At 40.6% G+C, this 20962-nt stretch carries 20 protein-coding genes and 1 tRNA gene; 11 read left to right on the top strand and 10 right to left on the bottom strand.

Annotated elements, in window-relative coordinates:
* The 5 genes from GW828_RS16975 to GW828_RS16955 all read left to right on the top strand — a co-directional run.
* Window positions 1-561 (top strand): ATP-binding protein (locus GW828_RS16975; RefSeq protein WP_273059945.1); only part of this gene is annotated, 561 nt, incomplete at its 5' end.
* 24 nt (window positions 562-585) lie between these two features.
* The gene (locus tag GW828_RS16970; RefSeq protein WP_273059943.1) at window positions 586-1074 is read left to right on the top strand and encodes a DUF6641 family protein; all 489 of its coding nucleotides are present in this window, start codon (window positions 586-588) and stop codon (window positions 1072-1074) included.
* A 57-nt stretch (window positions 1075-1131) separates the two neighbouring features.
* The gene (locus tag GW828_RS16965; RefSeq protein ID WP_273059941.1) at window positions 1132-1575 is read left to right on the top strand and encodes a JAB domain-containing protein; all 444 of its coding nucleotides are present in this window, start codon (window positions 1132-1134) and stop codon (window positions 1573-1575) included.
* Between the two features lie 17 nt (window positions 1576-1592).
* Complete coding sequence (locus GW828_RS16960) at window positions 1593-1997, top strand: DUF2787 family protein (protein ID WP_273059939.1); 405 nt, start codon at window positions 1593-1595, stop codon at window positions 1995-1997.
* Between the two features lie 128 nt (window positions 1998-2125).
* Complete coding sequence (locus GW828_RS16955) at window positions 2126-2464, top strand: YegP family protein (RefSeq protein WP_137223264.1); 339 nt, start codon at window positions 2126-2128, stop codon at window positions 2462-2464.
* Between the two features lie 130 nt (window positions 2465-2594).
* Here GW828_RS16955 and GW828_RS16950 read toward each other — a convergent pair.
* Window positions 2595-2679: transfer RNA gene (locus GW828_RS16950), tRNA-Leu, on the bottom strand.
* A gap of 927 nt (window positions 2680-3606) precedes the next feature.
* On the opposite strand from GW828_RS16950, the gene GW828_RS16945 reads away from it, so the two are divergent.
* The gene (locus GW828_RS16945) at window positions 3607-3738 is read left to right on the top strand and encodes a DUF3149 domain-containing protein (RefSeq protein WP_011635995.1); all 132 of its coding nucleotides are present in this window, start codon (window positions 3607-3609) and stop codon (window positions 3736-3738) included.
* Between the two features lie 173 nt (window positions 3739-3911).
* Here GW828_RS16945 and GW828_RS16940 read toward each other — a convergent pair whose 3' ends face one another.
* Window positions 3912-4523, bottom strand: a complete 612-nt coding sequence (locus GW828_RS16940; protein WP_124017285.1) for a superinfection exclusion B family protein — start codon at window positions 4521-4523, stop codon at window positions 3912-3914.
* 229 nt (window positions 4524-4752) lie between these two features.
* Here GW828_RS16940 and GW828_RS16935 point away from each other — a divergent pair, with 229 nt between their 5' ends.
* On the top strand, window positions 4753-6333 hold the full coding sequence (locus GW828_RS16935) for an ATP-binding protein (protein WP_273060065.1): 1581 nt from the start codon (window positions 4753-4755) through the stop codon (window positions 6331-6333).
* Between the two features lie 26 nt (window positions 6334-6359).
* On the opposite strand, the gene tcdA is transcribed toward GW828_RS16935, so the two are convergent.
* Window positions 6360-7163, bottom strand: coding sequence for a tRNA cyclic N6-threonylcarbamoyladenosine(37) synthase TcdA (gene tcdA / locus GW828_RS16930; RefSeq protein ID WP_420542440.1), 804 nt, complete (start codon window positions 7161-7163; stop codon window positions 6360-6362).
* Window positions 7164-7962: 799 nt separating this feature from the next.
* On the opposite strand from tcdA, the gene GW828_RS16925 reads away from it, so the two are divergent.
* Entirely contained in the window at window positions 7963-8988 is a 1026-nt protein-coding gene (locus GW828_RS16925) for a porin (protein ID WP_273060063.1), read from the top strand.
* 164 nt (window positions 8989-9152) lie between these two features.
* Here GW828_RS16925 and GW828_RS16920 read toward each other — a convergent pair whose 3' ends face one another.
* The 4 genes from GW828_RS16920 to GW828_RS16905 are packed head-to-tail and all read right to left on the bottom strand — an operon-like array spanning window position 9153 to window position 12715.
* The gene (locus tag GW828_RS16920; protein ID WP_124017282.1) at window positions 9153-9470 is read right to left on the bottom strand and encodes a putative quinol monooxygenase; all 318 of its coding nucleotides are present in this window, start codon (window positions 9468-9470) and stop codon (window positions 9153-9155) included.
* 14 nt (window positions 9471-9484) lie between these two features.
* Window positions 9485-9943, bottom strand: coding sequence for a GNAT family N-acetyltransferase (locus GW828_RS16915; RefSeq protein WP_273060060.1), 459 nt, complete (start codon window positions 9941-9943; stop codon window positions 9485-9487).
* A gap of 44 nt (window positions 9944-9987) precedes the next feature.
* Window positions 9988-11619 carry a DHA2 family efflux MFS transporter permease subunit gene (locus GW828_RS16910; protein ID WP_273060059.1) on the bottom strand — a complete coding sequence of 544 codons (1632 nt, stop codon included), beginning with the start codon at window positions 11617-11619 and terminating at the stop codon, window positions 9988-9990.
* Between the two features lies 1 nt (window position 11620).
* Window positions 11621-12715 carry an HlyD family secretion protein gene (locus GW828_RS16905; RefSeq protein WP_273060057.1) on the bottom strand — a complete coding sequence of 365 codons (1095 nt, stop codon included), beginning with the start codon at window positions 12713-12715 and terminating at the stop codon, window positions 11621-11623.
* Between the two features lie 96 nt (window positions 12716-12811).
* On the opposite strand from GW828_RS16905, the gene GW828_RS16900 reads away from it, so the two are divergent.
* Complete coding sequence (locus tag GW828_RS16900; RefSeq protein WP_124017278.1) at window positions 12812-13750, top strand: LysR family transcriptional regulator; 939 nt, start codon at window positions 12812-12814, stop codon at window positions 13748-13750.
* A gap of 267 nt (window positions 13751-14017) precedes the next feature.
* Window positions 14018-14140, top strand: coding sequence for a hypothetical protein (locus GW828_RS16895; protein WP_011635985.1), 123 nt, complete (start codon window positions 14018-14020; stop codon window positions 14138-14140).
* Window positions 14141-14278: 138 nt separating this feature from the next.
* Here GW828_RS16895 and GW828_RS16890 read toward each other — a convergent pair whose 3' ends face one another.
* Window positions 14279-17452, bottom strand: coding sequence for a TonB-dependent receptor (locus GW828_RS16890; protein WP_273060054.1), 3174 nt, complete (start codon window positions 17450-17452; stop codon window positions 14279-14281).
* A 294-nt stretch (window positions 17453-17746) separates the two neighbouring features.
* Between GW828_RS16890 and GW828_RS16885 the strand changes: the two genes are divergently transcribed.
* The gene (locus GW828_RS16885) at window positions 17747-18553 is read left to right on the top strand and encodes a S1/P1 nuclease (RefSeq protein ID WP_182741792.1); all 807 of its coding nucleotides are present in this window, start codon (window positions 17747-17749) and stop codon (window positions 18551-18553) included.
* 127 nt (window positions 18554-18680) lie between these two features.
* On the opposite strand, the gene GW828_RS16880 is transcribed toward GW828_RS16885, so the two are convergent.
* A complete protein-coding gene (locus GW828_RS16880) occupies window positions 18681-20186 on the bottom strand; it encodes an SO_0444 family Cu/Zn efflux transporter (RefSeq protein ID WP_182741793.1) in 1506 nt (501 codons plus the stop codon).
* A 2-nt stretch (window positions 20187-20188) separates the two neighbouring features.
* Complete coding sequence (zntR, locus tag GW828_RS16875) at window positions 20189-20650, bottom strand: Zn(2+)-responsive transcriptional regulator (protein WP_124017274.1); 462 nt, start codon at window positions 20648-20650, stop codon at window positions 20189-20191.
* Window positions 20651-20962 lie beyond the last annotated feature (312 nt).

The following is a 20962-nucleotide window of genomic DNA, read 5'->3' as shown; positions in this document are numbered from 1 at the left end:
TACTTAGCTGAAACGCATGGTATAGAGGTGATGCACATCAAGTGCTCTGACGTTCTAAGCAAGTATGTCGGTGAAAGTGAGCAGAACATTGCAGCGTTGTTTCGTGAAGCACACAGAACAAAGAAGCTGATGCTCTTTGATGAAGTAGATAGTTTACTGAGCAAACGTGAAAGCGCTCAAGCGCAGCATGAAGTCCAGCTTATCAACGAACTACTGTCTCAGCTTGAATGCAATACTCAACCTGTATTCGCTGCAACCAATGCACTGACAGCTATTGATAGCGCTGTGATGCGCCGCTTTGACTTCAAGCTGACTTGCGACTATCTCACTGAAATGCAACGTCACACGCTCTATCGTCAAGTATTGGGTATCACTAAATTAACCAATGCAGAGAAAGACCAACTTCAAGTGTTACAACAATTAACGCCCGGCGATTTCGCCATTTTATCAAGACGTATGTTATTTCAACCTAACCATAATCACAGAAGCACGGCTATCCCGCTACTCACAGAAGAAAACAACCGTAAACAAACACCACGCCACATCGGCTTTATCCGCTAAACCCATCTATCTAAGGAATGTAAAATGACAACATTATTGAGTTCTCTCAAGGTTATCGCTCGCCCTGAAATTGCCATCAAGCCACCTATTATCAGTAAGCGATTACGTTTAATAGAAAAGCTGGAACAGCAATTAGACATGGCTGAATGCATGGTTCAGGGTAAAGAGTTTGAAGCCTACCGTGAAAAATCGGTCAAAGACCCTGAAACAGGAGAGCGTAAGAAAGTACGCCGACGTTATAACGTTCGCTCTTGGTATTACGATAATGAACAGCACTACTATCTTGAAGTCCGTATTAGCGGTAAACCTATCGAGTTAGTGAAAGATAAACCTGCTATCGATGTGGGTGATAAAGCCAAACTGCCAGACACCATCAAAATCGTTATTGATGCTGTTGAAAAAGGTGAACTAGATGAGTTTCTACTTGCCCCGCCCTCTAAGTTTCCCAGTAAGAAGATGAAAGCTAAAGAGGCCACTAAGCCTGATATTGCAGCAAAATCCAATACGAAATAACAATGTTTGAGGGGGCTTCCCCCCTCGACTTAACTTGTTTTAGTCAGAGGCAAAATCATGGCAATTATTCGCGAAATAAACGTTAAGTATCAGTTTAGAGAAACCAACTGCGAACAAGCGGAAAAGACACTCACCAGCCCAGAGGAAACCGCAAAGATATTCGACTACCTCAAATATGAAACAAAGGAAGTCTTTATTGTCGCCAACCTTACTACTCAACGAGCCATCAATTGCATTGAAGTTGTGGCGACTGGGTGCATAAACAGCATTAGCATGCGGCCATCGGAAGTGCTTCGAACCGCCGTCATATTGAATATGCCGGGGATTATCCTTGTTCATAACCATCCTTCAGGCGACCCAACACCAAGTACAAGTGACCTCAACTTTACCAATATGGTCATTGAATGCGCCAAGGTACTCAATGTTGAAGTTGTAGACCATGTGATTATTGGCCTAAACAGCTTTACCAGCTTACGCCAAACACACCCCGACCTATTCTAAAACCTGTGAGATAAACAATGAATACCATTAACAAGGAACTGGCTTTGCCTGTTTCCGATAGCTTACTGCTGCCACTAGAAAAGCTAATTAGTAGCACACCTCATGATGCTTTAACCATTAACTTCCGTGATCCCAATTACAGCGTAGAACATGGCGGTTTTCATCCCGTTGAAATAAGGCTAGAAAAGAAAGCCGAACAGTGGACGTTGTGTTACATCACTGAGTTCTGTTTTGTTGGTCATGGTGGTTATGCTGAACTAGTTAAAGCGTTAGACTTTGATTTTAACTTTGGCGAATTTCAAAGCATTAACGGTGAGATCTTGCTTGATGCTGCTATGGATTTTTACCCTATATGGGAACAAAACTTTGTATGTTATTGGAAGGATTTAGAAATGTTTGAGGTCAGTATCACAGCAGATTAACCCTCAAAAAACTCAAAATTACGACCAAAGTGACATTCCAAAATAAACTAAACCAACTAGACTGATATTCAAGCAGGGAGTTGTCCTTGCTATGAATAGGCATATCGTAACTATAAGGGAGCTAAATAATGTCAGGATGGTATGAGTTAAGTAAAAGCACTAATGACCAATTTAAGTTTGTATTAAAGGCAGGCAATGGAGAAATCATATTAACAAGTGAACTCTACACTGCTAAGGCTGGTGCGAATAATGGTATTAGCTCGGTTCAAACAAACTCTCAAAGTGAAACTAATTTCGCGAAAGAAACAGCAAAGAACGATAAGCCTTATTTCAACCTAAAAGCGGCTAATCATCAAATCATTGGCACAAGCCAAATGTATTCGAGCACTTCAGGTAGAGATAATGGCATACGTTCAGTAATGGAAAATGGAAATACATCTACAATAAAAGACTTAACCGCTGGATAAAATCTATCAGCTCAAGCTTAAATGAATGCATTCGCACTCTAACGGCTTACAGCAACAAACTTGTATCACTTACCATTGAATTATAAGCATAAAAAAGCCCCGTTCGATTAAGAACAGGGCTTTCAAATAATGGTACCTGAGGTCGGACTCGAACCGACACGCCGCGAAGCAGGGGATTTTGAATCCCCCATGTATACCAATTTCATCACTCAGGCAAAGGCTTTCAAGCTATATTTAGCTTTGCAAAGAAATCTAAAACACGAAATATCTTTGCAAAACCAAACCAATTTCATCTTACTTTAATTATGTAATTTTAGCCTGTTTATAACCCATATCCGTTGGGAGGCATAAAATCTTATAATTCAAAAACTTTGCAAATCTTTGCAAGGATTTTGCATGTTAATTATTTAGCATTAACGTTTTACTTCAACAACTTACTTATACCAAGCTAGTACACACTGTGATTTTTGAATCCCCCATGTATACCAATTTCATCACTCAGGCAAAGGCTTTCAAGCTACATTTAGCTTTGCAAAGAAATCTAAAACACCAAATATCTTTGCAAAACCAAACCAATTTCATTGTACTCTAATTATGTAATTTTAGCCTGTTTACAACCCATATTCGTTGGGAGGCATAAAATTTTATAATTCAAAAACTTTGCAAATCTTTGCACGGATTTTGCATGTTAATTATTTTACATTAACGTTTTACTTCAACAACTTACTTATACCAAACTAGTACACACTGTGATTTTTGAATCCCCCATGTATACCAATTTCATCACTCAGGCAAAGACTTGTAAGCTGTATTTAGCTTTGCAAAAAAATCTGCTGTACGCAAATATCTTTGCAAAACTAACCACTCAATTAATCAACTTATGTTGTCACAATTAAGTGTTGGCGATTATACCTTTGCATTTAATAATCGCAAGTACTTTACCTATTATTTCTATAAAAAACACTCAATTGCTCAAAAGTCATTCATAGTGCCAAATAACAATGGCTGATGGTTTTTGTGAGCTAATTAGCAGTTTCACACAAATATAACATTATCACTGCTGAAGATTGATCAAGATCAGTATCACGACAGAGTTTTGACTTTATGATGATCATGATTTCACATTCCAGAGGATAAATATCATGGCATTTTGGTTAGATTTAATGTTTGGTAACGCAATAGGATTACTATCGATGACTGTAATCTTTTGTACCTTTGGAATAATGTCTTATCTAATGTGGATGTTTATTGTGAAGTCTGCACCTACTAAGTGAGTCTCTAACTAGGCTAAGTATTTTACTGCTTATTATTTCATGATCAATATGGATTCTTCCTTGCGAATCATACATTGGCGATAAAACACATGGAGTGTTTTTATGTCAAGTTGGGGGCTATATGGCCCCCATTTTTTTATTTATACCAATCAAATACTGCACAAAATATTAAATTAAGCGGCATGCTTGCGTGATTGAACCAAGCCATTAATAAAATGTGGACGTGTTTTGATTAGATAGGTCATTTCCTCAGCACTCGGCTCACCTGCTGGTAAACGTAATACATCGCGATTTAAATAATTTCGCGCCGGCATCGATATCTTGTATTCTGCCGTTGGTCCTTGAATCGCATAGTGACGCTCATTTCCAAGCATCTCAAGTATACTGCTATGAACTAGATTTTTAACTGCTAACTCATTTTGCGGTAAGGTTAAAATAGTCTGTCCCTGTAAAAAGAATTCGCGTAACAAGGCTCTTTCTGCCGGGTCGAGTAGCTTCACTTTTGCTTCGATGGTCTCTACTGTGCGTTTTTGGCGAAAAAAAACAATAGACTCATCAACCACAAAGGCAAAAATTTGACTTAAAAAATACGCGACTCCCATTATTAATCCTAAGCCAATAAACTGACCATATTGATTGACTAGGTGATCTAACGATAAAAACGCCAGTAAATCTTTAGGCGCAAACAGTAAACTAGTACATGTTACAACAACCCATGTCATAGCACTTACGAATAAACGTTTGCTATTAAACAACTTTATTGAACCTACTTTTATTTTCATCATAGCTTACCCGCAGTGTCAGATTTTTGATCATACTGACTTAAAGCAAAATATATGCCATAAAAAACATCACTAACATTATCTTTATTTACACCATTTCAATTCCATATTAGGACATTCAAGCTATGCTTGAATAAAATTCAGAAAGTTGGAATTAACACTAGCGCAACAAGCTGTAAGCTCGTATTTTATATGTCACTCATCATTGATCATTAATCACATTGAAGAAAATATGCTGATATTCATACGTCAATTGCTCCAGAGCCCGATTGCCCGAAAGTTAACACTGTCTATCGTGGTGTTTAGCTCTTTGATTACGATTGTGACGACAGCTTATCAGCTTATAAGTGATTATCAGGAGGATGTGAATAGAATTGATCGCGTATTTTCAAGTATAGAAGCGGTAAATTTAGAAGTATTAGCATCCAGTGTTTGGGTAATAGACGAAGACTTAATTAACACTCAACTCTATGGTTTAAGCCAATTACCTGACATTAAATATATTTCTATCCGTGATGACAGTAATCAAGAATGGCATTTTGGTGAGTATCAGAAAACGGCCGTTATCGAAAAGCAATTTCCGTTGATTTATACCAACAATGAAAATATTCCTGTTGGGACCCTTACAGTACAAGCCGATCTCAATGCCATTTATGATCGTCTGTATAATAAAACAATACTGATTTTACTGTCCAACGCGATCAAAACCTTCTTCGTTGCTGGTTTTATTTTGTTTTTGGTCTGGTTCAATGTCACCAAACATCTGCGCCAATTAAGCCAATATTGTGATGAAATTAGCTTAGACAATCCCTTTACGCCCTTAAATTTTAACCGTAAGCCACAACGAGATGAGTTCAGTTTAGTCGCCGAAGCCGTCAATACAATGCAGCAACAAATTCGAGGGTCTTATCAAGATCTGCAGCAATCAAAAGTCGATTTAATGCATGCCGTTGAAGATCGAGATCGCTTACTATTATTAGAGCGTAGTTATAAAGATGAACTTGCTCGCCAAGTAAAAGAGCAAACCAGAGAACTTGAACAATCACTGCAAATGTTAAAACGAACACAACAAGTGCTGATAGAAAAAGAGAAAATGGCCGCATTAGGAGGATTAGTTTCCGGCGTCGCCCATGAAATTAATACCCCGATAGGTATTTGTCTAACGGCTGCAAGTTCACAATTGGCTTATGTAGAAGATCTGATCGAGCTTATCCATAGCGATCATGCCACATTAGAACAAATCAATGGGATTTTAGAGCAATACCAAAAAAGCAGTCAGTTAATTGTGAGTAATATCACTCGTGCCAGTTATTTAATCCAGCAGTTTAAATCTATTGCGGCAGAACAAAGCCAAGAAAAATACACTCTATTTAATCTTAATCACCAATTACGCGATATTACCGACTCAACCTTAATGATATTTTCGCCGCAAAAGGTTGAGATAACCGTCAATATTGATGAACAATTGCAGGTTTACACTAATGCCAGCCTACTCTCCCAAGCTATTAATAACGTGATATCAAATGCATTTTTACATGCATTTAAAGATACCTCACAAGCGAAGATCTGCATTAATGTAATAGCTAAACCTGACACTATTGATATCGAAATTCAAAATAATGGTGCGCTTATTCCAAGTGATATTGCAGAGCATATATTTGAACCCTTCTTTACCACCGCTCGCCACAAAGGTGGCGTCGGCTTAGGGCTCGCAGCTGCATTTAATGCAATTACACAGATAAAAGGCAGCATTCGCTATGTTGCTATGTCACCCCTTGGAGGACCTATGTTCGTGATAAGCGTGCCGCGATAACATCAGCAAAGCAGCACTTAACGATGCTAAACTGTTCTCGCGGATAATTTACTCAGTACACGACTCACAGCAACAAAAGCAAATGTTCCCGTCACCATGGTAATGGCGCCAAAGCCAGAAGCGCAATCCATCCGCATACTGCCTTGTGCTGTTTCCTTAGTGTTGCATACGCTGCCATCAGCTTGAGGATAGACTAGATGTTGGGTCGAAAACACCGCATCTACAGCAAAGCGGCGCTGAATATTTTTAGTAAAATTATAATCTTTGCGTAATATGTTGCGCACTTTTGCCAACAATGGATCTTGTACTGTTTTAGCCAAGTCAGTCACTTGAATTAAGGTCGGATCGGTTTGGCCGCCAGCACCACCAATAGTCACTAGGGCAATTTTATTGCGCTTACACCAAGCAATTAAACCTGCTTTAGGTTTTACCGCATCAATACAGTCAATCACATAATCAATATCACCACCCTGTGAGGCTGGCTTAAAATACTCCGCCAGATTGTCTAAAGTAATAAAATCTTCTACTTCATTAACCATACACTCGGGATTGATTTCACCAATGCGTTTTGCCATAACCTCGACTTTTGATTGGCCAATAGTAGAGGTTAATGCATGTATTTGGCGATTGGTATTGGTAACACAAATATCGTCTAAATCGATAAGGGTGATCTGTCCTATACCACTTCTCGCTAGAGCTTCAGCGACCCAAGTTCCGACGCCACCGATACCCACAACCACCACATGTGCTTTTGAAAAAGTCGCGAGTGCTGCTTGACCATATAAACGGCCGACACCAGCAAAACGATGAGTATAAGATTCTGACAACATTGGTTACGCCCTAATTAACGACTATTTTTTTCGCGGCTAATTTTAAACGATTTATCGCCAAAGCTAAACGTTTGTCACGATTTGCTCGACATGAATCTGATTAAGGTGGCGGTTCAAGTTATTCATAAGCATCTGATGTAAGCATTTACTGATAATGATCCACATCAACTTGGATAAGTGTTGCGATAAAGCAATCAAAAATAGCCTGTGGTTAAACTATCCAAATAAAACTGACACTTTAGTTACTAAAAAGTGGATTGATACCTCAAGAGCACGTCTATTACGAATTAATACAAGTAATTAATCTTCGCAATAAGCCAGGAACAGCATTTTGTAGTGGTCAATAAAGGCCTCACTCTGGAGGTAATCAAATATAAATGGGTCGCTCAAACTAATCGATTATCACAAAACGCTTAAAAAATGCTTAATTTATGACCTTATTAGACTAAAGAGATCAATTTATCATTCAATATTCGCGATGATTAAATTAACATGGGCTAAAATACAATTCTGCAACTTTTGTGGTTGAGCGCTAGCCGATTTTACATAAATAGGTACGCCCCTAAGAGGCAGATTTAAGACATATATTGATTTAATTACACAGATGGTCGCTGATATCACAGATTTATCGACAAAATTTCAAGTTGGGCTTGTTTATTTGATCTAGCCCACACTATGAAGGAACTAAATCTGTGAAAATCTGCACCAGATTGTTACAGAATTAAATCTGCGACAAACTTCACTAACTAAAACCATGAAAAATGGAATATAGAACATAACGTTCTAGGGAGCATGAAAGATGAAAAAAACCTTAATCTCTGCATCGGTAGCATCAGTACTCACATTAGTTTCTTTCGCTACACTTGCTGAAGGCCCAAGTTTCTATGGTCGTTTAGATTTAGCTGTGACTAATTCTGATAAAGGCGCTACAACTCAAAATGGTAAAGAAGGCACAGTATTAGAAAACAACTTTTCTAACTTAGGCGTAAAAGGTAGTGAAAAGTTTGCTAACGGTATTGAACTGTTATACCAAATGGAATTCCAAGTTGAAAATACCACTCAAACTGCAGATAAAAGCGGTGATGAAGTTGTATTTAAAGCGCGTAACACATTCTTAGGTTTAAAAAGTGATGCTGGTACTGTGTTAGTCGGCCGTAACGATACCGTATTTAAACAATCTGAAGGTGGCATAGATTTATTCGGTAACTTTAACGCCGATATCGATCGTATGATTGGTGGCCAATTACGTAGAGCTGATGGTATTTGGTACTACTCACCAGTGATTGCTGGTTTAGTCACATTAAACGCAACTTATTTAATGGATGACAACTACGAAGGTTCAGATGAAGACCAATATGCATTAAGTGCAACACTTGGTGACAAAGGTCTTAAAGCACAACCTTATTATATTGCTGCAGCTTATAACACTATTGGTGGTATTGATGCTTATCGTGGTGTGGCGCAAGTTAAGCTAGGTGAGTTCAAGCTTGGTGGTTTATACCAAAACACTGAAAGCCAAACCACTGATCAAGAAGGTGATTCTTTCTTCCTTAACGTATCTTACAACCTAAACGGCGTAAACTTAAAAGCTGAATACGGTCAAGATGAAGCTGGTTTTGGTAGTTACTACAAAAATATTAAAGAAGCGACAGGTACTGACGTAAACATCACTCAAATTACTGTGGGTGCTGACTATCGTATCTCTAAGTCAACCTTAGTTTATGGTCACTATGCTATGTATGAAGGCGATCACAAAGTCGGTACTGCTACTGTTGATTTAGAAGATGACAATATCTTCACTGTTGGTGCACGTTACGACTTCTAATCATAGTGCTAGCCGCTTTGGCTTAACAGCATAAATGATTAAAAATGCCAGTCTATGTAGACTGGCATTTTTGTATTTGTAATATCATCATTACGATGTGGTCATCAGATGTTAAACAGTGATCTAAAATTATGCTGTTGCACTTTACGATTAACAACCGTCAGCTAAGCAATCACTTGATTGAACACTTCAACATGATGTGACTCAACCAACTCTGGCATCACATGGTGAAAATAATGCTCAATCGCATCTTTAGCGCAATGTTGATCAAACGCAGCTCGGTCGACAAATTTTTCCACAAAGGCGACTTTATTGTCATCATCTATACTGATATTCAGTTCGTAACGAATACAGCCTAGCTCACGTCGAGTATCTGGAACTAAACTTGCCAATGCAGCCACTAAGGCATCGCGTTTTCCTGCTTTAGCGGTAAACTGAGCGACACAAACAATTTGTTGGGTGTTTATTGCGTAATCTGACATTATTTTTCCTTACATTAATAAATTAACAGCATATCTAAATGCTCAATCCCATCTTCAAGATACACCGCAGAATTAACCACGAAACCATGCTGTTGATAAAACTGACGTAAATAATCTTGCGCACCGATTTGGATATTGTCATTGGGCCAATGTCGTTTGGCAATACTAATAGCTCTTTGCATTAATTGATTAGCAATCCCCTGACCCCGTGTTACTTTCGCCACAGCAACACGGCCAATACTGGCCTGAGGATAACTCAGACTAGGTGCTAACACACGACTATAGGCCACGACATGGCCAAGCTCGTCCAGCCCAAGTAAGTGCCTTGTTTGCGGATGTTTGTCTTTACCATCTAACTCAGGGTAAGGACAATTTTGTTCCACCACAAACACATCAACTCGAAGTTGTAATAACCCATAAAGTTGTTCCAGCGTCAATTCAGAAAAGCCAACATCTACCCATTGTAATGTCATCACAAACCTTATTTATCCCTGCTCTATACGCCATATTAGCATGATTAATGTATCTCACTAGGCTCATCTGATGGGCTTTTTCCTGGGGGTTTTCGAATAAATAATACTGCAAATACTGCGATAAAAAGAAAACATGCCATGATAAAAAACACATCATTATAGGCTTGAATATACGCTTGTTGCGACATGGTTTTAGCAAGTAAAGCATAAGCTTGCGAGTTAGCGCTTACAGCGTCCGAGCCAGCAGTTTGTAATATCGAACTGGTATGAGCGATATAATTATAGGCTTGCGAACTCACGGCGGGTAACGTTTCTTTTATGTGTGCCAAATGCCCCCTTGCGAGGTTATCGGTTAATGTTGCCACCAAAGCGATACCAAACGCCCCACCTAAATTACGCATCACATTGAGCACAGTCGATGCCGAAGCATTTTCATGTGGTTTTAAATGCATGGTCGCCAAAATACCAATAGGAACTAAGATAAACGGTTGCCCCAAGGCGCGTACTATTTGCGAGGTAATCATCTGATCGCCCGCATAATCAAGAGTCATATTGCTATTCATGTAATAACTGGTGGCAAATAAAGCGAATCCAAGTGCAGCCAAATAACGCGGATCAAACTTCTGCATTAACTTAGGCACTAAAGGTAGCACCAGTAATTGTGGAAAACCCATCCACATAATGACTTCACCTATTTCTAGCGGAGTGTAGTCATGAATTTGTGATAGATATAAGGGGATCATGTAAATGGCCCCAAATAATGCCATACCGAGTAAAAAGTATGCCACGGTAGACAAGGCAAAATCACGCTGAGCAAGCAGACGGATATTGACTAAGGGTTGTGCTTTACGTAACTGAATCCAAATAAATAGACTGATATTAATGGCGGCAATTATCGCGAGGTTACGAATAAGATCTGAACCAAACCAGTCTTTACGATTGCCCTCTTCTAGCACCACTTCTAGGCACCCCATACCCAGTGCCATCGTCACAATACCGGAATAATCAGCATCTTTTAACTTTTCCCAAATAATGGGTTTGCGCTCTAAACCATAAGCTAACATCGCCATTACCAATAAGCCTGGCGGAACATTAATATAAAATAAATAATGCCAACTAAATTGCTCAGTTAACCAGCCTCCCAGCGTCGGCCCAATAGAAGGGGCAAATGTGGCCGTCACCCCAAACAAAGCCATGCCCATAGCACGTTTATTGTCAGGTAAGCACTCAAGTATGAGTCTAAATGCTAACGGAATTAATGCTCCACCGAAGAACCCCTGCAAGGCACGAAAAGCAATCATCGACTCAAGGTTCCAAGACAAAGAACATAATATCGATGCCAAGATAAAAGCCGCTGTGGTCCAGAGTAAATAACGTCGAGTCGATAATCCGGTACTTAACCAACCCGAAAGGGGAATCGCGATCATCTCCGCCACTAAATAGGCGGTAGCAATCCAGCTCCCCTCCTCTAAAGTGGCGCCTAAACTACCTTGGATCTCTTTCATCGACGCATTGGTGATTTGAATATCCAAAATCGCCATAAATGCACCAATTAGGCCGCCCGCAACGGCTATCCAAGATCGGACACTACCACGCTGGTACCCAGTCGGTTTATCATCCTGTTTACTAGCAGAGCTAACTTCAGAAGCATTTACCTCTGCAGTTGATTGACTCATATTAATGCCCTGCTGCCGCTAACGTGGTTTGATCAGCGGACGACTTAGCCAACGCCTGAGATTGAGCAGCAGATTCAGTATCGACTTCAACCACCGCACTCAGTCCAGGCAAAATACGTCCGATAGCAGATGAAGACGGCTTTCGTTCAAGCCGAATGCGCACCGGAATACGTTGAACAATTTTAGTAAAGTTACCGGTCGCATTTTCTGCAGGTAACAAGCTAAATTTAGAGCCCGATGCTGGAGCTAAGCTGTCGATAAATCCACTAAACACCTCATCAGGATAGGCATCTAAACTGACGTTAACGCTTTGTCCTGCTTGCATGTGCTCAATTTGAGTTTCTTTAAAGTTAGCCGTTACCCACACTTGAGTATCTGGTACTAAACTAAACAATGCCTGTCCCGGTTGAACATACTGGCCTACCATGGCACCACGCTTACCTATAATACCTGAAAATGGCGCTGTAACGCGTGTATCAGCCAATTGAATATTGGCTAATTCGACACTAGCCTCAGCCTGCTTAACATCTGCTTGCACTTGCAATAGCTGAGCATTAAACACTGATAATTCACGCTGTTTAGCCACCAATGCAGCTTGAGCTTCATCGACATGTGCCGAGGCAGAATCGAAACCCGCCTGAAGTTGGTCAACATCATTTTGTGAACTGTAATTACTGACTTTTAATTTTTGTGAACGTTTTAATTGTTGCTGGGCGATTAACTGTTCAGACTGTGAGGCCACAACAGCAGCCTTAGCCTGATTAATTAACGCTTGCTGCAAATCAACCTTCGCCGCCAAGGTTTGCAAGTTAGCTTGCGAGCTGGATAATAAGGCTTTACTTTGGGCTAGCTTGGCAACAAATTGGCTATCTTCAAGTTGAGCCAATAGTTCACCTTTGCTGACATGTTGATTATCTACCACGGTAGACTGGACAATATAACCTGGCACTTTGACACTGATATTAGAAATATCGGCCTCGACATAAGCATTATCCGTTGATTCTATAAATCGAACTTGTGACCACCAATAAACACCGGCAACAACTAATACAAGGATAATACTTGGCACTAATACTAAGCGCTTATTGATAGACATGTTTGACTCCTAATTTATTCTCGCCTAGTTTACTACTGTTTCCTTTAGTTTATTAGATAGTAAAAATATAACCCACTGTTCCACAGGTGTAACAATATGGATCTAAATCGTGTACAAATTTTCTCACAGGTGGTTGAACAAGGCAGTTTTACTGGTGCAGCCAAAGCTTTAGGGATCACCAAAGCCACAGTGAGCAGAAAGGTTGCTGAACTCGAAGCCGATGCCGGTGTGCTATTACTATTTAGAACCACTCGATCATTAAAACTGACCGAAGCGGGTTCGAGTTATTACCATCGCATCAGTAAAATTTTGCAAGATTTACAAAATGCCGAAGACTTACTCAGCGCAAGCCAACAAGACATTAAAGGCAATTTAAAAGTAATTTGTCCTATCGAGCTAGGTCAGTTATATCTGGGGCGGATTCTTGCGCGTTTTTTGGCGACTTATCCCAACATTACCATTGATGCAGAACTGACTAACCGCAAAGTGGATGTAATAGAAGAAGGCGTCGATTTCTTATTTCAAATTACCGAACAACACGATCCAAAGCTGCAAAGTTACTCTCTGGTGACCGCAAGCAGACAATTAATGGCAAGTCCAAGTTACCTTAAACGTCATGGAGCTCCCGCAACACCGCAGGACTTAATGAATCATACTGCAATCAAGCTTCAATCTGCCCATATTGATGGTGGCTGGCGTATTTTTGATGGCATCAAATGGCTAGATCTGGATCCACCAGCACAGCTGAAGGTCAATAATGTTACCTTTGCCCGAGAGGCAGCCATTGAAGGCCTAGGTATTACCGCGGTACCGGTTTTTATTGCTCAAGAAGCTATTGATAGTAAGCAACTACTGCCAGTATTAGAAGATTTCCCCATGATGCAAACTAAGGTCACACTCAGCTTTCCCAAGCGAATATATCTCCCACGAAAATACCGAGTATTCATCGAATTTTTATATGATGCCCTGTTTCAGCGTTGGGGAGATGGTGTGCTGGAAATCCCCGACTTTATAGTACAAAACAATCATAATTAAAGATGAGTTTTTAAGCACAAAATAATCTATAGGATATATAGATATTTTTAACTGACTAGGTGCTAGTATCAACTCAATAAAGTGATTAATTGAGATCATAGAGGTCAGCTTTCGCACTATTAATTCGCAATATCAATGATAAGTTTGGTTCAGGAAATTGTTCAAAGGCTAGGTAAGTATTAAGCGACTGATCCATTGTCTGCTGCAATACTAACCACACACATTACATTTATTAGTCACGCATTATGCGCGCTAGGAGCTATACAAATGAGCAAAGAACGTAATAATTCAAAAGAAGCGAAGAAAAAACCGGCATTATCTTTAAAAGAGAAACGTGCAGTTAAGCAGTCAAAAAATTCACCTGAAAATTTTGCCAGCAAGATCAAATAATTTATGCGTCGTTTAACCTATAAATAGCTTGATGCAGGCATGCTGAGCACATAAAAATACCGAGCTAATTGCTCGGTATTTTTTGTTTAGCGCTTATTTATTCGCGCCCTGCTTAACAGCATTCTACTTAACAGATGGCTAGAACTTGTACTTCACGCCCACTTTAAGCTGCCAAGCTGATTTGTTGATGTCATAAGTATCGTAATTGTTAGTCTCAATACCATCTTGGCCAAATGGAACAGAATAAGTATAAACTCCCGTCGTCGCATTGTAGTCATGATCAACTAACTTAGCATTATTAAAACTTTGGTATTCAACCACGCCCCAATCTTCATTAACTAGGTTAAGTACGTTTTTGATATCAAAGTATAAAATACCTTTATGCTCGTCAGTAAATCCTGGCAACTCTTGCGTAAAGCGGAAGTCTAACTGATGTATCCATGGCTGGTTGTCAGTGCCTTTTGGTGCTATACCACCGGCATATTGGCCTAAACCAATTTCATCAATAGCCGCTTTAAACTCCTCATAAGTTAATCCACCCGCATACTCAACATTGGCATCATCAGCACCTGTTGGAATGTAAGGTAAGTAATATGATGCGCCAGCAAACTTACTTTGATCACCTAAATTACCATCACGATATGAACCTAATGTCCAGGTTAATGGGTTACCTTCACGAGCTTCGTAGAATAAGTTAAAGCTAGAGTTATAACCTGCAACAAACTCTACATCATAACCCAAGCTAAAGGTGAAGCGATGCGGTGTTTCATAATAGCCAGTCCCCATAGTGGTGCCATTACGATCATATTGTACTGGAGTATATTGATAATTAGACGTTGCTGTAGATGACGAGCCTTGGTTGCCTTCTTCAACTGAGTTATATGCATAGCCCGCACGCATGCTAAGGCCCATATCCCACTCTTTGGCAATCGAGAAACTTAACGTCTTACTTGAGCCATCTTCTTCTGCATTGGTTAACATGAGGTCATAACGCTCGGTATTACCACCAGCACCATTATTGGCTAATGGGTCCCATGTTTCGTATACAACACGGCCAGTGGCATCGGTTTTCACTTGGCGACGGGCTAAATCAACCCAAGCTAAGTCGTTTTCTTTTTGAATGTATAAAAATTCACCACCCACAAACCAATTATCACCTAAAGCACCTAAATCCCATGTACTGTCAAAACCAATACTTGCACGCCAGTCAGAAGGTAACTCAAAGTTAGGATCGATGGCATTAACATTACCGTCGCCCCCGACTAACCCCGCTTGAGCATCAGCTGGGACGTTACCAAAATCTGGGGTGCCCCAAGCTGGGTTCCAACCGTCGTTATAGCTTAATAAGCTGTTGCCATCATTTGAAAAACTATTTGAAATCCATACTGATGGTGAGCCACCACTGTAACGACCCACACCACCGTATAGGGTCACATCATCGCTTAACAGGTATTTAAGCCCTACGCGAGGTAACCAAATATCTTGGCCATCTAAGGTTTCGTTGTTAGCAAAACCATATCGATTAACAAAATTTTCATTTATGGCTGGTTTATCTGACATGCTAATGGTTTCATAACGCATGCCGAACGTGAGCTCTAAATCGGCCGTAATATCCCATGTGTCTTCAACAAATAATGCCAAGGTGTCCATGTTAAAATTGGCACTTACATCATTTGGATTACCCGAGGTTGCATTTTGATAACGGAAACCATCGACAGTCCCTGTCGCTAAGTTATCAATAGAATCAAACTCCCAATTTCCCAACACATCTTGAGCAAATAAGTTAAATATTTCGACGCTATTGTATTGAGCACCAAAGCCAATATCATGATCGCCTAAGTAATAGTCGCCCACAAAACGTAGCTCAAGATTTTGGTTATTTAATTCATTTGCTTGGCGAGAACTGTCAGTACCAAAAATAACTTTATCACCTGACTTTTCGAAAGTTTGTACCGACACCATACCAATGCCTAAGTCATCAATGGTTTTCGATTTAGTGGTGGTATCTTTATAAGCAATTTTGATCTCAGTACTAAAATCGTCAGTCCAATCGCTATATAAGTTTGCCGCGTAGGTTTCTAAAGTCTCTTCTTTATCATACCAAGTGCTTGATAATTTTAATGACGAACTATTCGATGACATGTTGTTAGTTAAATTACCTACGGTCGATTGGTAAGTAAAACTAGCACGGTGTTGGTCATTAATATTCCAATCCACTTTAGCTAAGATTTTTTCATCTTTTTCTTGAGGTGAGGTGGTGTAACCGCCAATGCTATCAAGACCATAAACAGACTGGGCAATTTGCTCAATTCGAATAAGCTCTTCTGAAGTCACATCTGACTCATTTGCAAAACCAGCGCCCTTTGGCCCCCACTCAGCTGATTTTGGCGCATCAAAGTTTTCATATGAGCCAAAGAAAAACAGGGTATCTTTAATTAGAGGGAAGCCAACCGTGCCACCAAATGTGGTTTCTTCAAAATCTTGGGTTAAGGTGTCACCAGAGTCTTGGTCTTTACCATCACCAGCCATACTATCGTTGGTGGTTTCCCAAAAAACCGTACCAGATAAATCATTGGTACCAGACTTAGTGACCGCGTTAATTTGCGCGCCCGTAAAGCCACCACTACGAGCGGAATAAGGCGATACATTTAGGGCAACACTCTCTACTGCGTCGATAGAGATAGGTGAACGCTGAGTTGGATAGCCATTTGAATTAAGACCAAAATCATCGTTTTGAGAAATACCATCGACGACGAAAGTGTTAAAACGTGGATTCATGCCTGCCACGCTCATTGAAATACCGTCAGTGCCCACAACAGCCATTGGGTTTTGGCGTAATACATCTTTTAAATCACGGCTAATACCGGGTGCATTAGCAATATCTTGCTCACCAAAATCACTGTTACTGCCGGCGCTTCGATAATAACTCGCATTGCCAACGACACCTACACGCTCCATTGCAGAAATGGCCTCTAGCGTGCGGTTAAAACGGAATGTTTCGCCTAATCCTAAGTAGACATTGTCTTCAACTGTGTCAGCAAACACATCAGAATCAACTTTGATAATATAAGGACCACCGACACGCAAACCGCGGGCAGTAAACTGCCCGTTGGCACTCACAGGAACTTCAGTAATAGTTCCGGTTGGCTGGTGGATAATAGTAATTTTTGCATCAGTCACAGCATTACCCGCAGGACCTATAATCTGACCACGAATATCAGATGCGGTATCGGCCGCCATTGCAGGTAGAGCAATTCCCATAGCAAAACATGTCGCCAGCGCGAGACGACTCATCTTATGATTAAGCAACATTTCAAACCCCTGAATATTTTTATATTTTAATGTTTAGTTACCCGTTTATCGGGCTTGGTAAATCAATAGAGCAAAAACTTCAGGGCGAAGTCTAAGGTCGATATGTTGCATTTTAATGTCATTTTTAAACGAAAAAAGCCACAGAAAAACAACTTTGGAGTAACACATAAATGTCATATTGTTGCTATATAGTCGCGACTCGAGTCTGTGTCACGACATAAAAATCATCTCGTATGCTGGCACATTAAAGACGCGCTTCTTGCTTTAGAAACAATAATGAATTGGAAATTTTTTATGAAATCGTCTGTTTTACTGAATAACATGTTATTGCTGGTGAGCTGTGCTTTGTTCACCTTAACATTCAGCCTCCCAGCCAAAGCATTTGGTCAATTAGGTCACAGAATTATAGGCCAAATCGCTCAAGCCAATTTGTCCCCAACGGCTCAACAGCAAATAAACCAACTGACAGATGGCGAAGGCTTAGCACAAATGTCGACTTGGGCAGATGAAATCCGCTCCGATAAGACCTGGGATCGTGCTGCCCCATGGCATTACATTTCAATTGAAGACGATGAAACATGGAAGACCGTTAAGCGTAATCCTGATGGCGATATCATCGAAAGTTTACAACGCTTTGAAAAAGTATTAGCGAACCCTAAAGCCAGCCAGCAAGAAAAATGGCAAGCATTGGCATTTTACGTACATTTTGTTGGCGACATTCACCAACCGCTACATGTGGGTCATAGCCATGATAAAGGTGGCAATACCGTTAATCTGAAGTGGTTCGGTGAACAAACAAATTTGCATACAGTGTGGGACAGCAAACTAATAGAACAGCAGCAGTTAAGCTATACAGAGTACAGTGATTTTTTAAAGCGTATTAACGAGCAACAACGCCAAAAGTGGATAGGTCAAAGCTATTACCAATGGGCAGATGAGTCAAAAGCATTAAGGCAAGGTGCTTACCAGCTCGAACAGAATTATCAAGGTGAAGACGATTTACGTTTTAACTATGTATTTACCAGTAAACCAATTATCGAGCAGCGATTGCAGCAAGCAGGCATCAGATTGGCAGAAAAACTCAATGCTATTTTTAACTAGCGCTATTACTAGTTGTTATCTTTATTGTGGGCCAGCAATGTTTTAGCTTAATAAAAAGCCAGTGATATTTATCACTGGCTTTGTTATGTACTTAACTCACTTTAGTTAACCTATTTGGCGTAACAGATTACGAGCAACAACCCTTCTCTTTATGGCCTTTTGGGATCATGTCCCACAATACTTTGGCCATTAACACCGCAAGCACAATGCCAGAAACAGCCACGATGCCTTGAGGTAATAAGGCATGCTCTTGGCCAATTTGCGGCATCACTTCAAAACCAAAGGTATCGACTAAATAATTGACTAATATACCGAAGACTAATGCTACACCAATCACGCCACCTAGATAGCCATATAATGCGCGCTTACCTAGCTCTTTAGTCACCACACCTAAAGTGGCAATATTGGTCGCAGGCCCCGCCATCATAAATACCAATACTGCACCTGGTGATACCCCAGCCAATAACAAACCAGCAGCAATGGGGGTTGAAGCAGTGGCGCAGATGTACATCGGGATCGACACCAGTACCATCACTAACATCGCCAGAATACCGTCGCCCCATTTGACTAAAAAGTCCGCTGGGACATAAGTTTGCACTAAGGCTGCAAAAAATAATCCGACTAATAGCCACAAAGTTGTGTCTTTAACTAAATCTGTTGCGGCGTAATGCAAACCCGATAACACTCGGCTGAATACGCTGTTGTGCTTCAATTCTGTTGCCATATCTTGGGTCGAAGCGCAGCAACTGGCTTGATCACTGCTTTCACTTGGCGCCTGGCTTTGCGCTTTAGAGGCGCAACAACTGCTTGCTGGTGTCACTTCAGCTTGCGGTTCAATTTTGCTACTGCAACAGCTTGATGTAACCGTTTCAGCTTTTGTCTCGTGTTTTACTTCATCTTTTACTGTCGCGCTGCAACAGCTTGAGGGTATAGATTCAATGGGTTTATCAGCGGCTTTAGAGGCACAACAGCTCTGCTTTACTTCTGCAGTATTGGTTGAAAATGAACGTGCTGGCGCCATCTGGCTCAACACAGACTCAGGCTTAACTGATGCAGAGTTAATCGCCGTCATTTTTACGCTAGCAGTTTGCATTGTACTAGCAGGGGTTTTATGTGTTGATGTTGTTTCAGGACTAGGCGTTGATTTAGAGCCACAACACGATGAAACCGCTTTGGCACTTGTTGAGGCATCTGTTGCCGTTTGCCCTTTTGCAGATGCTGATGCTGGAATACCGTCATCGTCATCACGGCCGACTAACAACCCCGCCACTATCGCACTGGTAATCGCCGCAATCGGACGCACAATAGCCATAAAAGGCCCGAGCAAAACATAAGATACGGTAATAGAGTCAACGCCAGTTTCTGGGGTCGATACTAAAAAAGAGGTGGTCGCCGCTTTTGAGGCGCCAGCTCGACGCAAACCGACTGCAGCAGGAATAACACCACAGGAACATAAAGGCAAAGGCGCGCCTAATAATGCCGCCTTCACCACGGTTTTCATTCCATGGCCACCGAGTTGCTTTTGCATCCATACCATAGGCACAAATACTTTTAATAGCCCAGCAAGCACTAGACCCAGTAACAACCACGGAGCAGACTCTAAAAATAAGTGCAGAAAATTGGTCAATAACATGCCTAATCCTTATGACCTGGTTGAGAAAAATGATGATGTTCTTTTTTAGCAATAATGTGTTTGTCTGACGACTCTAACGCTTCAAGTATTGAGCAATGCTCAGCACTATCAGGTCCGCCACAGCAGGTATTCGATAAACTCTTCAGTGAAGTGGCAAAATGTTGTAGCTCAGCTAACTTGGCTTCGACTTGCTCAAGCTTAGTATCGACTAAGCCTTTAACATCAGCACATGCGCGGTTTGACTTGTCCACTTCAATAGACAGTAAATCGGCAATTTCATTAAGCGAAAAACCAACCGCTTTAGCACGTAAAATAAATTTAAGTCGCTCGGAATCACTACTGTTATAGAGTCGATAACCGGCATCTGAACGGCTTGATGGTGATAATAAGCCATGTTTTTCGTAAAACCGTAATGTGTCAGCCTTAATGTCGTACAAGGCAGAAAGTTCGCCTATTCGATACATATCGTCACCGCCGCTTGAGATAATGAAGCCATCAATCTAGTGTAGATTTTACCCGAGTATAAACCTTAGAGTTTAATCCAAGGTCAAGGGTTGTTTAATGATTATGTTTGCGTATCTTTGTTCTTATTTCAATATTGTGAAATCACGTAGAAAAAACACCTTAAAGAAGCGGATTACGATAAAATACGTCCGCCTGATCACAACACAGTCGGCCTAGAAGGTATTAAGCAATCGTAAAAACACTATGAGGGACTTTGGTAAAGCAGACTTAGCCTGATTCTGTTTTACGAAAGATCCTTAAAATCAAACTAG

This window comes from Shewanella vesiculosa, from assembly GCF_009994065.1.
Classification (GTDB): Bacteria; Pseudomonadota; Gammaproteobacteria; order Enterobacterales; family Shewanellaceae; genus Shewanella; species Shewanella vesiculosa.
Note: the sequence above shows the minus strand (reverse complement) of the source record. Positions and strands in the feature narration are given on the sequence as shown.